The sequence below is a fragment of the Phyllobacterium sp. K27 genome, assembly GCF_054796155.1.
In genome coordinates this window covers 113,601-131,784 of the sequence record NZ_JBTWND010000002.1, presented here as the reverse complement: position 1 = coordinate 131,784, position 18,184 = coordinate 113,601, and the positions used below count along the sequence as shown (strand labels likewise).

At 55.8% G+C, this 18,184-nt stretch carries 16 protein-coding genes; 5 read left to right on the top strand and 11 right to left on the bottom strand.

Features of this window, described 5'->3' with window-relative positions; genetic code table 11:
• Positions 1 to 518 precede the first annotated feature (518 nt).
• The 4 genes from ACYJL1_RS17485 to ACYJL1_RS17470 form a co-directional block, all read right to left on the bottom strand.
• Positions 519 to 1,805 carry a cysteine desulfurase-like protein gene (locus tag ACYJL1_RS17485; RefSeq protein WP_460898211.1) on the bottom strand — a complete coding sequence of 429 codons (1,287 nt, stop codon included), beginning with the start codon at positions 1,803 to 1,805 and terminating at the stop codon, positions 519 to 521.
• A gap of 63 nt (positions 1,806 to 1,868) precedes the next feature.
• A complete protein-coding gene (locus ACYJL1_RS17480; protein ID WP_460898210.1) occupies positions 1,869 to 2,543 on the bottom strand; it encodes an amino acid ABC transporter permease in 675 nt (224 codons plus the stop codon).
• 86 nt (positions 2,544 to 2,629) lie between these two features.
• Positions 2,630 to 3,424, bottom strand: coding sequence for an ABC transporter substrate-binding protein (locus ACYJL1_RS17475; protein WP_460898209.1), 795 nt, complete (start codon positions 3,422 to 3,424; stop codon positions 2,630 to 2,632).
• Between the two features lie 81 nt (positions 3,425 to 3,505).
• On the bottom strand, positions 3,506 to 4,624 hold the full coding sequence (locus tag ACYJL1_RS17470; RefSeq protein ID WP_460898208.1) for an aminotransferase class V-fold PLP-dependent enzyme: 1,119 nt from the start codon (positions 4,622 to 4,624) through the stop codon (positions 3,506 to 3,508).
• Between the two features lie 224 nt (positions 4,625 to 4,848).
• On the opposite strand from ACYJL1_RS17470, the gene ACYJL1_RS17465 reads away from it, so the two are divergent.
• Positions 4,849 to 5,523 carry a GntR family transcriptional regulator gene (locus ACYJL1_RS17465; RefSeq protein ID WP_460898287.1) on the top strand — a complete coding sequence of 225 codons (675 nt, stop codon included), beginning with the start codon at positions 4,849 to 4,851 and terminating at the stop codon, positions 5,521 to 5,523.
• A gap of 792 nt (positions 5,524 to 6,315) precedes the next feature.
• Here the strand turns inward: ACYJL1_RS17465 and ACYJL1_RS17460 are convergent.
• The 7 genes from ACYJL1_RS17460 to ACYJL1_RS17430 all read right to left on the bottom strand — a co-directional run bounded on the left by ACYJL1_RS17460 (position 6,316) and on the right by ACYJL1_RS17430 (position 13,805).
• On the bottom strand, positions 6,316 to 7,833 hold the full coding sequence (locus ACYJL1_RS17460) for an amidase (RefSeq protein ID WP_460898207.1): 1,518 nt from the start codon (positions 7,831 to 7,833) through the stop codon (positions 6,316 to 6,318).
• 25 nt (positions 7,834 to 7,858) lie between these two features.
• On the bottom strand, positions 7,859 to 8,227 hold the full coding sequence (locus ACYJL1_RS17455; protein WP_460898206.1) for a hypothetical protein: 369 nt from the start codon (positions 8,225 to 8,227) through the stop codon (positions 7,859 to 7,861).
• Positions 8,217 to 9,245, bottom strand: coding sequence for an ABC transporter ATP-binding protein (locus ACYJL1_RS17450; RefSeq protein ID WP_460898205.1), 1,029 nt, complete (start codon positions 9,243 to 9,245; stop codon positions 8,217 to 8,219). Before ACYJL1_RS17450 ends, ACYJL1_RS17455 begins: the two co-directional genes overlap by 11 nt.
• 13 nt (positions 9,246 to 9,258) lie before the next feature.
• On the bottom strand, positions 9,259 to 10,245 hold the full coding sequence (locus ACYJL1_RS17445) for an ABC transporter ATP-binding protein (RefSeq protein WP_460898204.1): 987 nt from the start codon (positions 10,243 to 10,245) through the stop codon (positions 9,259 to 9,261).
• Entirely contained in the window at positions 10,242 to 11,159 is a 918-nt protein-coding gene (locus tag ACYJL1_RS17440; RefSeq protein WP_460898203.1) for an ABC transporter permease, read from the bottom strand. The genes ACYJL1_RS17445 and ACYJL1_RS17440 overlap by 4 nt, the downstream gene beginning before the upstream one ends.
• Entirely contained in the window at positions 11,156 to 12,133 is a 978-nt protein-coding gene (locus tag ACYJL1_RS17435; RefSeq protein WP_460898202.1) for an ABC transporter permease, read from the bottom strand. The genes ACYJL1_RS17440 and ACYJL1_RS17435 overlap by 4 nt, the downstream gene beginning before the upstream one ends.
• Positions 12,134 to 12,203: 70 nt before the next feature.
• The gene (locus tag ACYJL1_RS17430) at positions 12,204 to 13,805 is read right to left on the bottom strand and encodes an ABC transporter substrate-binding protein (RefSeq protein WP_460898201.1); all 1,602 of its coding nucleotides are present in this window, start codon (positions 13,803 to 13,805) and stop codon (positions 12,204 to 12,206) included.
• Between the two features lie 681 nt (positions 13,806 to 14,486).
• On the opposite strand from ACYJL1_RS17430, the gene ACYJL1_RS17425 reads away from it, so the two are divergent.
• The 4 genes from ACYJL1_RS17425 to ACYJL1_RS17410 all read left to right on the top strand — a co-directional run bounded on the left by ACYJL1_RS17425 (position 14,487) and on the right by ACYJL1_RS17410 (position 17,978).
• Positions 14,487 to 15,764, top strand: a complete 1,278-nt coding sequence (locus ACYJL1_RS17425) for an NAD(P)/FAD-dependent oxidoreductase (protein ID WP_460898200.1) — start codon at positions 14,487 to 14,489, stop codon at positions 15,762 to 15,764.
• 124 nt (positions 15,765 to 15,888) lie between these two features.
• The gene (locus tag ACYJL1_RS17420; protein ID WP_460898199.1) at positions 15,889 to 16,230 is read left to right on the top strand and encodes a RidA family protein; all 342 of its coding nucleotides are present in this window, start codon (positions 15,889 to 15,891) and stop codon (positions 16,228 to 16,230) included.
• Between the two features lie 42 nt (positions 16,231 to 16,272).
• Positions 16,273 to 17,028, top strand: a complete 756-nt coding sequence (locus tag ACYJL1_RS17415) for an HpcH/HpaI aldolase family protein (protein WP_460898198.1) — start codon at positions 16,273 to 16,275, stop codon at positions 17,026 to 17,028.
• 149 nt (positions 17,029 to 17,177) lie between these two features.
• The gene (locus tag ACYJL1_RS17410) at positions 17,178 to 17,978 is read left to right on the top strand and encodes an IclR family transcriptional regulator (protein ID WP_460898197.1); all 801 of its coding nucleotides are present in this window, start codon (positions 17,178 to 17,180) and stop codon (positions 17,976 to 17,978) included.
• Positions 17,979 to 18,184: the final 206 nt, after the last annotated feature.

Genomic DNA, 18,184 nt, shown 5'->3' with positions numbered 1-18,184 from the left:
GCAAGTTGGTTGATGTGAACCCGCGGAGAACTGTCGACGAGTTTAGCAGCCCAGATTCGATGTGGCGCTGACCCTGAGGAACGCAATGCGATTTTGCGAGAGGCGCCTTCGAAACCCGCTGGAACACGATATCTACCTGCTGCAATTCCGCGGCCGGTTTTAGTGAACTCAGTCCCAAGCAAGAACCCTTCGGCTTCACGCAGCGGCGGGGCAGCCTTTTTCGCTGCAATATCGCAAGCCCGCCGCCTCAAGCGAGGATCGTTGACAAGCGCCTTCTCCAGCCGTGTGCCGCCCCGAGTGGGAAGCCGACCGCTCCCCGTCCAGATCTGATCTGGAGCCGGAACGGCATGCCGGCAGGATCATGTGCAACCGGAATCGACGTTCCGAACAAGCAACCAATGCCGTTGCATAAGCCTTGCGAGCGAATGACAATAGTTGCGGGTCACCTTGCCTTCGTCTCCAGTGGATAAAGCTCCTGCGAGGACGGGAACTTACCAAAACACGCAGGTTGCATTTGGCTACAGTTGCGCGTGCCTCGCGATGATTGTCTTCAACGCCTCCTCGAAGCGGTGAATTTCCTCCATGGTATTGTAGTGGACCAGGGAAAGGCGAACCGCACCGGTATCCATGCTGAGATTGAGCCGCTTCATCAGGCGTGGCGCATACATATGGCCGTCACGGATGCCGATCTGCATCTCCGCCATCTCTTCGGTGACCAGCTTGGGCGACAGTTTACCGATATTGAAGCAGAAGGTCGGTACGCGCTCATTGATGCGGTTGACATCGTCGATACCATAGATTGTAGCGCCAGAATCCTTGAGAACGCGCAGCATCTCCGTTGCCAGCTTCAGCTCATAGGCCCGGATTTTTCCCATGCCCGCAACGATATTCTCGCGGCGCGACCGGTTGTTTGACGGGGCAAAATTGCGGCCAATCGACTCCAGATAGTGAACCGCAGCATCCATGCCCGAAACGTTTTCGTAGATGAATGTACCTGCTTCAATTTTGTGCGGTGGTACATTGGGAATGAAGTCCTCCCGGAAAGTCGGCAGGCGTTCCAATGTCTCGAAGCGACCCCAGAGAAAACCCATATGCGGCGAGAAATTCTTGTAGCCCGAGCAGACGAGATAGTCGCAATCCCAGGACTGGACATCGATCAGCCCGTGCGGACCGTAATGCACGCAGTCAAGAAACACCTCCGCACCGGCATCGTGGGCGATCCTGGCGACGGACTTGACATCGACGATCGATCCGATCGAGTGCGCCGTAACGGTGCAGGCAACGAGACGTGTCTTTTCGTTCACCAGCGGCTGCAGGTCCTCGACATGCAGATTGCCGTCTTCGCGCATGCGCCACCAGACGAATTTTGCTCCCATCGACTCAAGTGCAAGCCAGGTGGCGATGTTCGCGTCATGATCCATATCGGTGACGATGATCTCGTCCCGTTCTTCAAGCATTTGGCCGATACCAAGACTGACCAGGCGGATGAACGACGTCGCATTCATGCCAAAGCAGATTTCCTGCGTATCGCGAGCATTGATGAGCAGCGCCACGCTTTCGCGCGCATCGGCAACCGCCTTGTCCACCTGCAAACCGCGACCATAACGGGCGCCGCGCTGGACGTTGAAATCAACGAGATGTGCGGTCACCGCATCCAGCACGCTCTGCGGTATCTGGGCACCGGCAGCATTGTCGAAGAAGATGAAGTCACCGGCCTTCTGCAATGCCGGAAACATCGGACGTATGGTGTCGATCGGAAATGCGGCCTCGTTGCTATTGGCTTGGGGGGTATGGTGCTTGTTCATGGATGCTCCTGGAACTTATGGCGCGTCAAGGCGCCCATGCTTGGATGATTGTGGATGGGTTGCTCATCGCGAATGCTGCTGTTTGCCGCGCGCCTCGAGATAGCTGACCAGTCGAACGAGCGGCCAGAGAAAGGCGAGATAGATAATGGCAGCGCCGATCAGCGGTGTCGGATTGGCCATCAGCGCCTGGGCATCGGTTGCCTGCTTCAGCAGGTCCGGCATGGCAACGACCGAAGCCAGCGAGGTATCCTTGTAAATGGAAACGCAATTGCTGGTGAGCGGCGGAATAACCACCTTCAAGGCTTGCGGGAGAATAACCTTGCGCATGGTGATCCAGAAGGGAAGACCAAGAGCGGACGCCGCCTCGAACTGGCCCTTGGAGATATTCTCGATGCCGGCGCGGCATACTTCCGCGGTGAACGCCGCCAGCACCATGGAAAGCGCGATGGTTGCCGAGGTGAAGGAGGTAAACCGGATGCCGGCCAAAGGCAGCGCGTAGTAGATCAGTATCAATACCACCAGGATTGGCAGCGCCCGGAAAATATCAATGTAGAAAATCGCCAGATATTTCAGCCATCGCGGCGAATAAAGACGCATCAGGCAAAGGACCAGACCGCCGATGCAGCCGAAGAAGATGGCTGCGCAGCCGAGCATGATTGTATTGCCAAGCCCGCGTAACAGGATTGGAAAGGACTCGACCAGAATTTGCCAGTTGAAAAAAGTGTTGATCAATTCCATAGGCGCCTACCTGCAAATTGAATAGGTCGTCGGCCCCTGAGAGCCGTAACGGCCGGTGCTGAGCACCGGCCTCAATGCGCGAACGGTTATTCGGCCTTCGGCAAAGGCAAAGATGTGACCGTGCTGGTACCTGGCTCCGGATCGACGTTGAACCACTTCTTGTGGATAGCGGCCAATGTGCCATCAGCTTTCATCGTCGAGATGGCGTCACTGACCTTTCCCACCAGCGGGCTGCCCTTCTTCGCCATAAGGGCAAAGCGCTCGCCGGTCGGAATACGCACCAAAAGCTTCAGGCCAGCTATCTTGGTCATGGCATACTGGAATCCCGCAAGTTCGCCCGCCCCGCCGTCGATGCGCCCGTTTTGTACTTCCATCAGCAAATCCTGCTGAGCGGTATAGCTTTTCACTTCGGCAATGCCGAGTTTTTCAGAGTTTGCTTTGGCCCAGGCATCCCCGGTCGATCCTGCAATAACGCCAATGGTTTTTCCCTTTAAGTCATCCAGCGATTTGATAGTGGACTCTGGCTTGCCGACAACGGTGCCATCACTGTCATAATAGGGTTGGGTGAAGGACTGATTCTTCAAACGGTCATTGGTGATTGAAATCGACGAGATAGCAAAGTCGATGCGGCCTGAACTGGTGGCGGCAAACAGAGCCTGGAACCCCATATCCTGAAAATCCGGAGTCAGGTCGAGGCGTTTGGCAACCTCGCGGACAACATCAACTTCAAAGCCCTCAAAATCTCCAGATGCGGTCTTGTATTCCCAAGGCGGATTGGCCGGATAAGTTCCGATAACAATCGTATCGGCAGCAATAGCGGGCGCGGCGGCAAAAAGGCTTGTCGCCATAAAAATTCCCATCAGATTCAGACGATTCAGCATGGTGTTTCCCTCTGTTTTTACCACTCGCAGTGGCTTTTGGTGTTCCACATCCCTTGCCCCGACGCAGGGGACGCGCCGTCTCTACTCCATCATTCGTTTCAGGGCGTCACAAAGCGCATCGACGTCCTCCATGCCGGTTACGCTTCCCGGCGACAGACGCAATGTCGATCCGCGGGCGTCGCAATAGAGTTCCTGCTCGCGCAGTGCCGACACGATAGCGGCTGCATCGTGCTTTTCCGGCAGCGAGAGCATGACGCTGCCACCACGCTCGTTTTCATCCAATGGCGATCCAACCACCCAGCCATTTTCCCGCGACCGTTCGATGATGCGGTTCGTCAGGCTCAAATTCTGTGTGCGGATCGCATCGACACCAGTGTTTGCAACCCATTCAAGACCCGGCAGCGAAGCGACGGAAGCGAGGATGGCAGGTGTTCCATGATCGAAACGGCGCGCATCCGGCGCATAGGCAAAGCGATCAAGATCCCACGAAAAAGGATTGTCCTGGCTGAACCACCCGCGCAATTCCGGTTCGCATTGGCCAAGAAGCGCCGGACGTATCTGAAGTATCCCGGCGCCGGAAGTACCGCAAAGCCATTTCAGCGATGTCGAAACAACGTAATCCACCTGCGTTTCTTCAATCGAAAATGGCGCAGCGCCCACCCCTTGGGTAATATCAGCGCCAACAACAGTTCCCATACGATGACCGTGCGCAACAAGCCGGCCTACATCCGAGCGATGCGACGATGTGGATGTGACGAAGGTCAGCAAGGCGACGCCGACATCATCCTGCCAACGTGCGATCATATCTTCTTCGCGCACCCATTTCTCACCGGGACGGACGGGCACCGTGTCCAGTGTAAAGCCGAAACGCGGGGCGATCTTGGCAAGCATAAAATGCAGGCTGGGGAAACAGTCCGCCGCGATGAGGAAGCGGCGCCCGGAAAGGTATGACTGCGGCAGGCTGCCGACCAGACTGTAGAGCGCCGTCGTAACATTTTCCGTTGTCGTCAACGACCCTGCCGGTGCGTCGATCAACGCATTCCAGAGTTCTATGAACCCCGCGCGCGCTGTCAGTGCAGCGTGCCATTGCCCATCATTCTCAGCCGACCATATCTCGGAAAAGTCCGCCAGAGCTCGGCTCATTGCATCCGCCTTGCCCGGGAATGTGCCTATCGAGTGATAGAGAAAGTAACCTGACATGCATGCCCCATACTTTATGTGTGATCATTTGATCACAAATGCTATAAAGCGTCAATTCGCATGGCCGCCGAATTTTAAAGGCTGGCCGTATCGGCATGCCGAGATTGTAAGGCCAGAGGATTTCAGGCTATTGATCGTCATATTGGTGTTTGTGAACTCGGCCTGCACAACGGCACCAGAACTTCATGGGCTCGAAGCAGAACATAAGGAATATGTCAGTGGATATGAGTTTTGGGCCTGTGTCTTCGCGCACGACTATCCAGGACGGGGTCTACCAGCAATTGCGCCAGGCGCTCATGAACGGGCAATTCGACCCGGCTCAAAGCCTGACAATTGCCGGTCTTGCCGAAACATTTGGCACCAGCAACATGCCGGTGCGCGAAGCACTGCGGCGTCTTGCGGCGGAGAATGCGCTGGAGATCGCATCCAACGGTTCGGCACGTGTGCCGGTGGTCACTTTAGCACGGCTGGATGATCTTTGCCGGGCTCGCATCGCCGTTGAAGCGCTTGCAACAGAACTTGGAGCCCCCCGGCTTACTGCAGCCGATCTTGATGTACTCAAAGGCATTGTTTCCGATCAAAAGGAAATTGGCCGCGAGAAGAACATCTATGCCCTCATCACCAAGAACCAGCAGTTTCACTTTACCATTTATCGTGCATCCGGTTCCGATGTATTGATCCAGCTTATCGAGACGCTATGGTTGCGGTTCGGCCCCTATATGCGAATGCTGTCTACACATGTCGCTCCACAGATCAGAGCGGGCGAATCCGAGCCTTCCGGCCGACATATTGCGATTGTCGAGGCACTCCAGAACAAGGATTTTCCCCGCGCCCGTGATGAACTCATCGCAGATATTACGACGACCCAAGAGGTTTTGCGCCCTCTCTGTCCTAAATAATCGCCGGCTGGCTTCATTGGTTGCAACGCACACCTGGCGGTTTCACATTGTTTTGGCTTAACGGTTCTGGATAATTCGTTGATGCACAAAGACGCCCTGTCAGGTCAAGAGCCCCGCTTCCCTCCGCCGATTATTGCGGGTGCTGTCTGGTTCCATATGCTCCATCAGCAATCGCAATTCAAACTCCGGCGTCTGCATGACAACGTGATCCGCCGGTTGCTCCGCGCTATGCATTAACCGCGCATCTGCTGCTGTGCCATACGCTCGGGACTAAGGAATTAATAGCCAATTTGGCAAGGGTGATCAAACCACGCAGACCATTGGATAGCGAGCTTCGGAGTTAACAATCCATCGCGGTTGAGCGGGCAGGAGATCGCGGAGCCCATAAGGTGTGAGGCGCACGCAATTCTTCATGTCCTGATCGAACCAGCCACAAAAACGAAATGACGCGCGTAAATTATCCCGAAAAAAGAGCCGGACCTGAAAGGCCCGGCTCCATTGTGAAGGTTAAAAACCTCCAGAGGGGAACAGCCGACACGGATAAATGGGAGGAGTATCGCGTCGGCTGGTTGCGATATAGGATTCCACCTTGATTTTTTCAAGAGCCAAATTCGTGTTTATTCTCAATCGCTTGGCAAAATATGCACCGTCATCCGATCCTCGATTCATGCGGACCGCTTGGACAGGACAGGTTCGATTTGGTGCCGACGGTCGGATTCGCAACACGGTTGGCGAGATGCGTTTTGCCAGAACTCGACATCTGCCTGCATTCTGCGGCCGGGTTCAGTAAACTCAGTCCCAAGCGAAAAACCCTTCGGTTTCACGCAGTGGCGGGGCAGCGCCTAACGCTGCAATATCGGGCGTCGGCCGCCTCAAGCGAGGATCATCTGCAAGCGACTTTTCTAGCGCGTGTGCCGCCCCGAGTAGGAAGCGATCCGCCCCACGCCGAGCTATGATCTGGAGTCCGAACGGCATTCCCGAAGGGTCACGCCCCACGGGGAGCGAAATGGCGGGACAGCCCGCCAAAGTTACTGCATAGGCACAGGCCAGCCAATGATAGTAACTGCGGGTTGGCGTGCCCTCGATTTCCAGCGGATAAAGCTCCCGCCAAGGCCGAGGACTTACCGTTACAGCCGGCGCGAGCAGAAGGTCATAGTCGCCGAAGAACGCCTGCCAGCGTCGATGGTAAGCGGTTTGTTCGTTGAGCGCGCGACTGACGTCGCTGGCGCTGTATCCTCTACCCTCGGCCACGTTGGCTTTGATGTTGGGCCCGATCTGGTCTGAATGCTTTTCGAGCAGCTTCTCGAACATCCCGAGTGCCGCCACTGCGCGCAGAATTGCAAAGATGTCGTCTGCGCCGCTGCAATCCGGGGCTGTCTCCTCGATCGAAGCAAAAAGATTGCCAATCAGCGTTGTCGTTTCGGTGAGGGTAGATGCTATCGCCCGCTCTACAGGAGCAAAGCCGAAATCTGTCGTATACGCCACCTTGAGACGAGACAAGTCGACTTCAGGCGGGCGAGCCCAGGAAGCGCTGTCGTGCGCCGCCTCACCATGACAGACCATCGAAAGAGGATCGAGCACATCCGAATCCATCATGACCGACAGCATCAACGCCGCATCCGCGACGGTCCTCGCCATCGGGCCGAGGGTCGAAACCTGTAACCAGGCTGTTCCGCGCTTTTCGCTGGGGATGAGGCCAGGAGTCGGTCGGAAACCAACCACCCCACAATAGGCCGCCGGGTTTCTAAGCGAACCGCCGGTATCCGAACCCGATGCAAGAGGCATCATCCCACACGCCAGAGCCGCTGCCGATCCACCCGACGATCCCGCCGCCGTCTTCATAACGGCGAAGGGGTTGCCGGTAGCGCCAAATACCGGATTGCGGGTGTTCCCACCGGCTGCCCATTCCGGGACATTGGTCTTGCCTAAAACGATGCCGCCGGCCTGCCGCAAGCGTGCAACGAACCGGTCGTCCTTTTCGGGCCGGTGGTCACGAAAGACGGTGCTGCCGAAGGTGGTCGTGATGCCTTCCGTCTCGGCGGTATCCTTGATACCGACGGGCAGGCCATGCAGGGCACCGAGAAACTCGCCCTTCATGACGGAAGCCTCGCACTGGCGCGCGATTTCCAGCGCCCTGTCGAAATCGCGGTACACCACAGCATTGACAGCGTGGTCAACTCGCTCAATGCGATTGATGCAGCTCTTGGTGAGATCAACAGGGGATATGGCCTTACAGCCGATCAGCTGGCGGGCCGCCGTTGCATCGAGGTCGCAAAGTTCGGTCGCCGAATGGCGCGCGTCGTTCATCATGTCCGTTTTTCCTGGTCAACCATTGTTATGCTGAATTGAATTCTGCGCGACCTGCGATGAAAATGTCTCTTGCTCGCAAACGCGGTCCGCTCTGTATTTGGCAACACTCAACGTTGTTAAAAGGGAACACACGTTCGTCCGGTGCCAGGACGGTCACGTCGACATTAGAGCCAAAGGCGAGCGTGCCGATCAGTGGATTGCGGAGAGATGCAGCCGGCAGGGCGATCAAACCGTCCGCCTCGTAGAGCTGAGGGCCTTCCCTACCGGTCTGCGCCGCTACAGCTACCACCTTCCCGTCTTCCAACATAATGTCGGCGTAATTTCGCGCCGGATCCACCAACCACCCGCCGACAATGAATATCCTTGTGGATATACGCTCTTTGTCACGGGACATACTGCAACTCGTTGTTTCGAAATTGACCACTGAAATGGCAGGCTGAAGAATGCTGGGGTACGGTCTCGAGCAATTGCGGTTGTTCCTGCGCGCAAATTGATTTCGCAAAGGAACAGCGGGGATGGAAGTGACAACCGGAGGGGGGGTCGAGGGGCGAGGGCATTTCACCATTGATGGCAGTAAAGGCTCGCTTGCGCGGCTCCAATGTAGGAATTTCCCGTAGCAACGCTCTGGTATACGGATGAAGCGGATTCGAAAATAACGCTTCCGCCTCGGCCAGTTCGACGACACGGCCAAGATACATGACGGCTATACGATCGCAGAAATTCCTGATCAGGCCAAGGTCGTGGCTAACGAAGATATAGGTTAGGTCGAGGTCGCGTTTGAGCTCCATGAAAAGGTTGAGAATTTGTGCCTGGATCGACACGTCCAGAGCCGCTGTTGATTCGTCGCATACGAGCACGCGCGGCTTGACCGCGAGCGCCCTGGCGATACCGATCCGCGCACGCTGACCTCCCGAGAATTGATGCGGATAAAGATCGCGGCTGGCCGGATCGAGCCCAACACGCTCCATCAGGTCACTCACATAGCGAACCATCCCCCCAGCGCTTACGACACCGTGGACGACCGGTGCTTCGCCGATAATCTCAACAACACGCTTCCTTGGATTGAGCGAGGCTGTGGCATCCTGGAAGACCATTTGGACAGACAGATTGCCTTTCTTGCGTTCATTTTCCGATATCCGCGCAACATCCTTGCCGTCGAAAAGCATGCGACCATCCGAGGGCGGCAGAATGCGGGATATGATGCGGGCCAACGTTGACTTGCCACAACCGGATTCGCCGACAAGGCCAACAATCTCCCCGGGCCATACACGAAGGCTAATCGAGTCGACCGCACGGACGACCTGTTCGGAATTGTGACTAGTCAGCATGTCCACGATGCGCTGGGCAAAGTCCGGCGTCTCGCGGAATTGGCGGGAAATATTGTCGAGTTCAAGGATCGGCTGATGCATCATTCTCCTCCGACGGCTATCTGGGATGATAGCAACGTAAGATGTGACCGGAAATACCCTCCGTGACGGGCGGGAACTCGTTTACGCAGATGTTGGTGCGAGCGGCGCAACGCGGATGAAACGTGCAACCCGGCGGCATCGCCCCTAGCCTCGGGGTGCTACCGGGTATCTGCGCTAGCGGCTGCCCCCTTTGGTTGCGACTGGGTACCGATGCAATCAAGCCGGCGGTGTAGTGATGACGCGGCTTGGTCAATATGGTCGCAACGTTGCCGCTTTCAATGATACGGCCCGCATACATCACCGCGACACGGTCGGCGAGGCCAGCAATGACGGAGAGGTCGTGCGTGATCCAAACGAGTGCTGTACCGTTTTCTGCTGCCAGCTTTTGGACTTCGCTCAGAATCTGCGCCTGGATCGTGACGTCGAGCGCCGTCGTCGGCTCGTCGGCGATTAGCACCGCCGGGCTGTGCAAGAGCGCGATTGCCACCGCCACTCGCTGGCGCATGCCGCCAGAGAACTGATACGGATACGCTGTGAGACGAGCTTCGGGCGAAGGTATCCCCACCGCTTTCAACGCCGCGATGGCCCGCCCCCTGGCGGCTTTGACGGAAACCTTTTCGTGGGCAACGATTGTCTCGATGATCTGTGTGTCGACGCGCAGAACCGGGTTCAGCGTGGAGACTGGGTCTTGGAATACCATCGCGATCCGCTTGCCGCGCAATGCGCGCAACTCCCCTTCACTTTTGCCTGCAATCTCCTGGCCCTCGAGGCGCACGCTCCCGGCAGTAACCATTCCCGGCGGCTCGATCAGGCCCATAATCGCAAGGCCGGTGACCGACTTTCCCGAACCGGACTCGCCCACCAATCCGAGAACTTCTCCCGGATTGACGTGAAAGCTCACATTGTGGACGGCCGGAATCATTCCGGCACGGGTCTTGAAAGCAACCGAGAGATTTTCAACGGTTAATGCCGGAGTCTTTTGGGAGAGTTGCATATCTGTCATGGGTTATATCTCGGATTCAGTATGACACGCAGGCGGTCCCCGACAAGGTTGATGGCAACAACAATGATGACAAGTGCGACACCAGGATAGGTGGACACCCAGTAATTGCCGGACAGCATGAAATCATAGCCTGTCGCAATGAGCATACCCAGCGAGGGCTGCGTCACGGGCACGCCGACGCCGAGAAACGACAGCGTTGATTCCAGGGTGATGGCGTGGGCAACCTGAACTGTCGAAACGACGATCAGCGGGGGAATGCAGTTTGGCAACATGTGCCGGATGAGAATACGCAAACGCGACAGTTCCAGACATTGTGCTGCGGCGATATAGTCCTTGTTTTTTTCCACCAGCGCCGAGCCGCGCACGGTTCGCGCATAGTACGCCCATTGAACCAGGACGAGAGACAGGATCACTTTGTCCACGCCGCGTCCGAATACGGTGAGCAGGACGAGAGCGATCAGAATCGATGGAAACGATAGCTGGAGGTCGACGATCCGCATGAAAAGAGCGTCGAAACGCCCACCCAGATAGGCTGAGAGAACGCCGATGAAAGCTCCAACAATGCTCGCGATCAGGACGGACACGATGCCAACCCCTAAGGACACGCGCATGCCGTACATTATGGCAGAAAGCATATCCCGGCCCTGGTCGTCTGTCCCCAGCCTTGCTGTTATGCCGCTCCCGAGTTGGAATCCAGGCGGCAGCATGTTGTCCATGATGTCGAGTTGCATCAGGTCGTATGGATTTTGTGGCGCAATCCATGATGCAAACAGCGCGACCAGGATCAGGGCGAACAGAACTCCAAGGCTGATGGCTGCGCCGGGGCCGGAGAGCAAGTCAAGCAATTGGCGCCGGAACAGCCGTTCAGAGCGAGGCACTGTGGTGGACGTGTTTGTGTCGACGGTCCCGCTCATGAGTTCCCCTCGCCCAGTCGAACACGCGGATCGAGCATGACATAGAGCAGATCTACCACCAAATTGATCGTCACGAACACCAGCGTCGTCACCATGAGGTAAGCGACGACGACGGGGCGATCGAGCCGGCTGACCGATTCGATTAGCAGCTTGCCCATGCCGGGATAGGCAAAGACCGATTCTACGACAACCGTAAACGCGATCATCGCTCCAAATTCCATACCAAGGATCGTCACGACCGGGATCAGCATATTCTTCAGGAGATGCAACCGAACAATACGAAATCGGCTGAGGCCCTTCGCGCGGGCAAAACGGATATATTCTTGCGTCATGATTTCTCGAGTGCCTGATTCGCACAGCCTCACGACCAGCGAAGCCTTGTAGAGCGCCAGTGTCAAAGCTGGCAGCAGCATGTGGCGCCAGCCCTCCCAAGAGAAGATCGAAAGCTGCATTCCAAGGAATTCACTTGTAGGCCCGCGTCCTCCAGCGGGCATGACGCCAAGATACACGGCGAAAAACAAGATAAGCATCAGTCCAATCCAGAAGTTCGGCAAAGAGAAGCCGAAAATTGAGGTCGTCATGATCGCTCTGCCCGCGATGGACCGAGGCCAGAGCCCCGCAATCACCCCAAGCGGCACGCCAATCAAGACAGAGAAGCTGAGGGCAAGAACGGCAAGCTCAATGGTGGCGGGCAATCGCTCTATGACCACAGTTAGCGCAGGTTTGCCGTAAACAAAGGAAGACCCAAGATCACCGCGCAGCGCATTGCCGATGAAGGTCGCGAACTGAATCGGCAGCGGCTGGTCAAGGCCGAATCGAACGGCGAGCGCCGCGCGCTCTGCTTGATCGGCATCTGGGCTGGCGAGAACATCTACTGGATCGCCCAGAGCGAAAACTGCCAGGAAAACCAATACCGCCATGGTAAACAAAACAAGGACGGATTGTCCAAATCTGCGTATGAGATAGGCTAACATATTGATGATTGTCCTTACACGCTCCAACCGCCCGAGGTGATCCAGCCACGGACGGATCGTCTACATGCCATCACTCGGCAGGTTTGAAAGTAAAAGCAGAGGTGCGCTCATCCATCCGGGGAACGATAGTGATGCCTTTGCGCGCTGCCCAGGTCATTCCTTGGAAATAGAGGGGCACGATGGCCATATCATCCACGACGGTATGCACGGCTGCTTTCAACATTTCGTTGCGCTTGGCATCGTTCATTTCCGAAGTCAGTGCAACAAGTTGCTCGTTGAGGGCGGGGTTGCAATAGTGGCTCCAGTTCACAACTCCCCAGCCGCGTTCCTTGTCTGGGCAGGCAACAAGCATGCGTATACCGGAGGATGCCTCAGCGGTCTGTACGCCCCACGCCATCATGACGGCCGAGTATTCACCCTTGTTACCGCGGGTGTTGATTGCCGCGAACGGCACCGCATCAACTTCGGTGCGGATTCCGATGCGGCTAAGCATCTGGGCAATCGCTTGCGCCACGCGTTCGTCATTAATCAAACGGTTGTTCGGCGTGCCCAGCACGAGCTGGAAGCCATCGGGATAACCGGCCTCTGCGAGGAGCTGGCGCGCGCGCTGCTGATCGAAGGGTACGTTCTCCAGCGCCGGATCGAACCCCATCATGTGTTCCGTCGCCATGTTGTTGGTTGGATAGGCCAAGCCCATCATCAGACGGTCGCCGATGGCATTGCGATCAATTGCCATGTTGATCGCCTTTCGAACCCGCACGTCCATCAAAGGATTTTTGGCTAGGGCGCTGCCGTCAGCGCCGCGGACCCCTGGGCTGTTTTCGCGTCCGCTATCGAGGAAGAGAAACACCATACGATGGGTTTTCTTCGTCGCGACGACGAGCTTTTCCTCAGACCTGATCTTAGCCAGGTCTGAGGTCGGCACGTTCTCCACTGCATTGATATCGCCTGAAAGCAACGCGGCCATGCGGCTTCCGTCATTGGGCATGAAGCGGATAGTCACATTATCCCAGCTTGGGCTGCCATTCCAGTAATCGTTGAACCGGGACACCACGACGCGATCGTCGGGTGAGTAGCTTACGAATTTATACGGACCAGTACCAACAATATGTTCGGCCGTATTAAACTGTTCAGGCTTCAGGCCTTCCGTCACCTTTTTGCTGACGATGAAGACGTTGGTTAGATCTGCTGGTAACAGCGGATAGGGTTTGTTCGTAATCAGGCGGATCGTATGCGGATCGACGATCTCGGTCCGCACTATCGCCCGAGTATATATGGAAAAGCTGGCAGGACTGTTTTCAATAATGTTCGGACGTCGAAGCGACCAAGCGACGTCTTCGGGGGTCAAGTCGCTTCCATTGTGAAATTTGGCTTTGCGAAGTTTGAACTCCCACGTCACGTCATCGATCGCTTTCCAGGATTCCGCAACACCGGGAGTAATCTGGCTGTCCGGATCCATCTGCGTAAGCGTGTCGAAGATGTTACGCGACACAGCGATATTCTGGCTCGCATTGTGAAAATGGGGATCCATAGTCGTTGCCGAGGAACTGAGGCCCAACTTTAGGTCTTCAGCTAGAGCGGGAGTCGCCATGAAGACCAGGCCTGCGAAAAGCAACTTGAACGTCCGTCTGCCAATTAACAGGCCGGACAATAATTCCAACATTTTTGTCATAACCTTCCCCTATTCTTACTGTCCCTTATAAAGGACATTTGATCGTTATAGGGTATCTGAGAACATATTTGCCGCGAAGTCAACTGTCAGAACGTTAAGCAGCATGAGAGCCGACGAAATTCTTAGTCCGTTTCAATGACCTCATTAATTTCTCAATGTCCGTGGTTGCCACAATCGGGTGGCGCCACAAACAGCTGCTCACCCCGTTATATCTGTCCGGGACATTTCACTGAAATAGGGTTTCGCGCCTTCACGATAGTGCATCGTCAACTTGCCTTCAGGAGTCGTCAGCATCCTCTGTCACGTGCATTGCCGTAATGAAACTGCTCAGGCAAACCATCGTTTGTGCGAACGGTCTAATTGTAACAGCACGGTGGCACGCTCAGACATCTGGCCGTGACCGCGCGGGGATCGACTGGGTCGAAAATGAAGACGCCTCGTTCTTTCCTCTGACAGAGAGCGACGGGCCGCGCTTGCGATAATGCGATTACTTCTTCGCACGGGAATGCTCTCTGGAGCTTCGTTTCCCTATGTGGCAGTACGGGTTGACGACCGCTAGAGAGTCAACATACAGTGGCCTTTATAACGTCTTTGATTCCTTTATAAGAGACATGTAATGACGGTTGGATTGTTAAGAGCTTCGAGCGGCTTTACAGCTCTGGAAGCTGAGAGCGGCGTGTGATGGCTCCAAAGTCTTTTGATGTCATGGTGCTTGGCGCCGGCGTTATCGGGATCTCGACGGCTTTGTATCTGCAGCAGCGGGGCAAGAAGGTCGTGGTGATCGATCGTTGCGAACCCGGCCGCGAAACGAGCTACGGCAACGCGGGCTTTATCGAAGCATCTGCTGTCTTGCCCCACCCCTTTCCAAAAGGATTGAGAAATCTTGTCCGCTTGGCTCTTAACAGGTCCAACGGCGTCCGTACGGACTATCTCTTCTTGCCGCGCATCCTACCCTGGCTTTTGGCTTACAAGACGGCGTCTAGAGAAGTCGGCCTTGCCAAGATTGGTCCATCCTTTCGTGCTCTGATCTCCGCCTCCCTTCCGTGCTACCGGGAGTTGATAGCGAATGCGCAGGCGACGGACTTGCTGGTGGAGGACGGCTGGCTGGAACTGTGCAGAACGAATACGGAGTTGCAGGAGGCAGACCGCGTGGCCGATCAGGCGCGTGGTTTCGGCGTGCGCGCCCACAAAATTGCAGCCCAAGAACTGGAATCTATGGAGCCAGCGCTCATCGACCGGTTTGCCGGCGCAATTCACTGGCAAGATACGGTGCGTATCAGTGACCCCGGTGGTCTTATCCAACGTTTTGCAAAGCACTTTCTGTCCCAAGACGGGTTTATCGCGAAAGGTGATGCGCTGGACTTGCATCAGGCCGGCACAGAATGGCATTTGACGGCTGGCGACGTGTGTTTTAGCGCGCCGCATGTGGTTGTCGCCCTCGGACCATGGTCTGGTACCTTGGCGAAGCAACTGGGCTATCGTATTCCGCTTATAGCCAAACGCGGCTATCATCAGCATTTCGAGAACACTTCTTCGCCGCCTTTGAAACACGCTGTCTACGTGCGTGACCAGCAATGTCTCATCGTGCCGACGGTTCAAGGCGTACGTGTGCTGACGGGTGTCGAACTAGCGCCGTTCGACGCTCCGCCAGCCTTCTCACAAATCGACAAAATGGTCCAATGTGCGCAAAACACGGTCGCTCTCGGCAAACAGATGGAAACAAGTCCGTGGCTTGGAGCCCGGCCCTGTCTACCGGATATGTTGCCGGTCATCGGGCCAGCGCTACGCCATCCCGGCTTATGGTTTGCATTTGGTCATGGTCACTACGGCTTTACGCAAGGCCCGGTTACCGGCCGCCTTATCGCTGATCTTATTACAGGTGAACGGCCGCTTTTGCCGGTCGAACCTTACGCGGCAGACCGGTTTTCCGGTGTTCATTCGCAGACGGGTTGGGCATGAACAGAATTTTCATTCCAACGAGCCAGTTCCCCGGATCCCCAGTTTACATCCGCGACTTTCTTGCGTGCAGCGGCCCTCCCCGCTGAACGGAATAATTGACCCTACAACAACCAGGATGGCCAGAATGGAAATACAGCGCTTTGAAGTTGATGCCCGCCTCAGCGGAGTCGTTATCCATAACAACACCGTCTATCTCTCCGGTCAGGTGGGCGAAGGTGAGACTGTGGATGATCAATGTCAGTTCGCCTTGCGCGAGATTGATCGCCGTTTGGCCTTGGCAGGCACAAGCAAAACTCGAATATTACAGACTTTAGTCTATCTTGCCGATATTTCAGACTTTGAAGAAATGAACGCGGCGTGGATGTCTTGGATAGACCCTCGAAATCCTCCCGCCCGCGCAACATGCGAAGCCAAGCTCGCGCTCCCGGCGATCAAGGTCGAGTTTATCGTGACCGCAGCACTCTAACTCTAGGGTCACACCAACTTCAGCAGAGGAGCATGAGCATTAATGAGCGAATTTCGACAGAGGTGCCTTACCCGCGAGAGGATGATCGGCAGTTTCGCCGCCATTCCACATCCGATCATGATGGAAGTTATTGCATCTGCTGGTGTCGATTTCTTGTGCATAGATGCCGAGCACTCACAGATAGACAGAGCCATGATCGAGAACCTGGTACGCGCATGCGACGCACATCGCCTGCCTGCTATGGTTCGCGTCCCGAGCCATGACGCATTTTGGATGGCTTCAGTGCTGGATGCCGGCGCCGCTGGCATTTTGATTCCACGGGTCTCAACTGCAGCGCAGGCGGAAGTGTGCGTCATGAATTCGCGCTATCCGCCCCAAGGCATTCGCGGCATCGGTCCTGGCCGAGCTTCAGGATTCGGATACCAGATCGCGGATTACCTGGATCATGCCAATGAACGCACGGTCCTGGCTTTACAGATCGAAACCGCGGAAGGCTTGGCTAACGCGGATAGTATTGCGGCGGTTGACGGTGTGGACATCGTCTTCATCGGCCCAGGTGATCTCGCGGTTTCGATCGGTGCCGGCCGCGTCGAAGGGTCTGCGGCACTCAACGCTGCCATTATCAAGATCGCGAATGCAGCGCAGATGGCCGAAAAGCCGGTAGGTATATTCTGCTCATCGCCGGCAGATGTAGGAAAATGGAGCAAAGTTGGCATCAGCTTCTATGTTTTAGGAAATGATGCAATGTTCCTGCGCGACAGTCTTGCATCTGCAACTGTCGAAGCGCGTTCATTGTAACGAAGTAGCTCGGCACCACTCCATCAAAATGGGAGCATTTCTGAATCGCTGCAGTGCTGTGAATTTCTTTGTCTTTTATAATATACATTAAGACGCTGTAGCGATAATGGCTATGCGCTTTGACATAATTTGGCGGAGATCGAACGAAGATGGAACGCGCGCGCGGTACAGACAGACTGCTTGATGTTCTCGACTGTATATTGAGTCAATCACAACCGTTGACGCGAAACGCGATTGCTTCAGCCATCGGCGCGCCGCGCTCAACGATTTACAGCATCATAGAACAATTGCTTGAACGAGAGTTTTTGGAACAGTTCGGGCCCGAGGGACTGATCTTGCCCGGCAGTAAGTGTGGACAGTTAGGTTTTGCTTACGATAGGCATAATCCTTTCGGACGAAAAGCGCGCCATGTGATCTCAAAACTCGCGAAGCTTGCCGGGGAGGTCGCGGAACTCGACGTAATGCGCGGGTGGCGTCAGGTCGTGCTGATTTCCGAGACTGGGCGGGATCACAACTACCGGGTTCCCGTGGAAGGATCGAGCTCACCTTTGCCGCGAACCGCATCGGGTCGCTTTCTGCTACAAGGAGTCGATGTGGCAGATATGGCTGCAAACATACCGTTAGCCGATTTCATTATGGCCGATGGCAACAAGGTCACCGCAAAAAAATTGGCTGACGACATTTCCCATGCGGCCGCGCAAGGATATTGGATCGCGCGGGGTCTGATCGACCCTTATATCGCCTGCGTTACCGCGCCGGTCCATGACCGTAGCCAACGCTGCATAGGTGCAGTCTGCCTAGTAGTTCCGCTGCCGGAATTGGAGCCCCGGGAACCTGAACTGGTTGCCATGACGCGCAACGCCGCAGAGGAACTCTCCCAGCTTTTCCTGACCTGGAATGGGGTACTGGGGCAACACCCGGATGATGCACTTCGCTCAACTTGGCGCTAAACTGCACCGTATCACTCATACACTGCACGGTGAACCCATCCGCCCGCACAATCAACGCCAATCCCCAGTTGCACTCGTGGGTTTCCGGAGCTCCTTAAGATAAGCTTGTCGCGCCTGTACAAAAACTTAAGCTATGAGAAAACGTTCCTTTGAAAATGCCGATAATACGCGAATTTCGAGCACTTTGGATTGTAGCGTAGATGTCT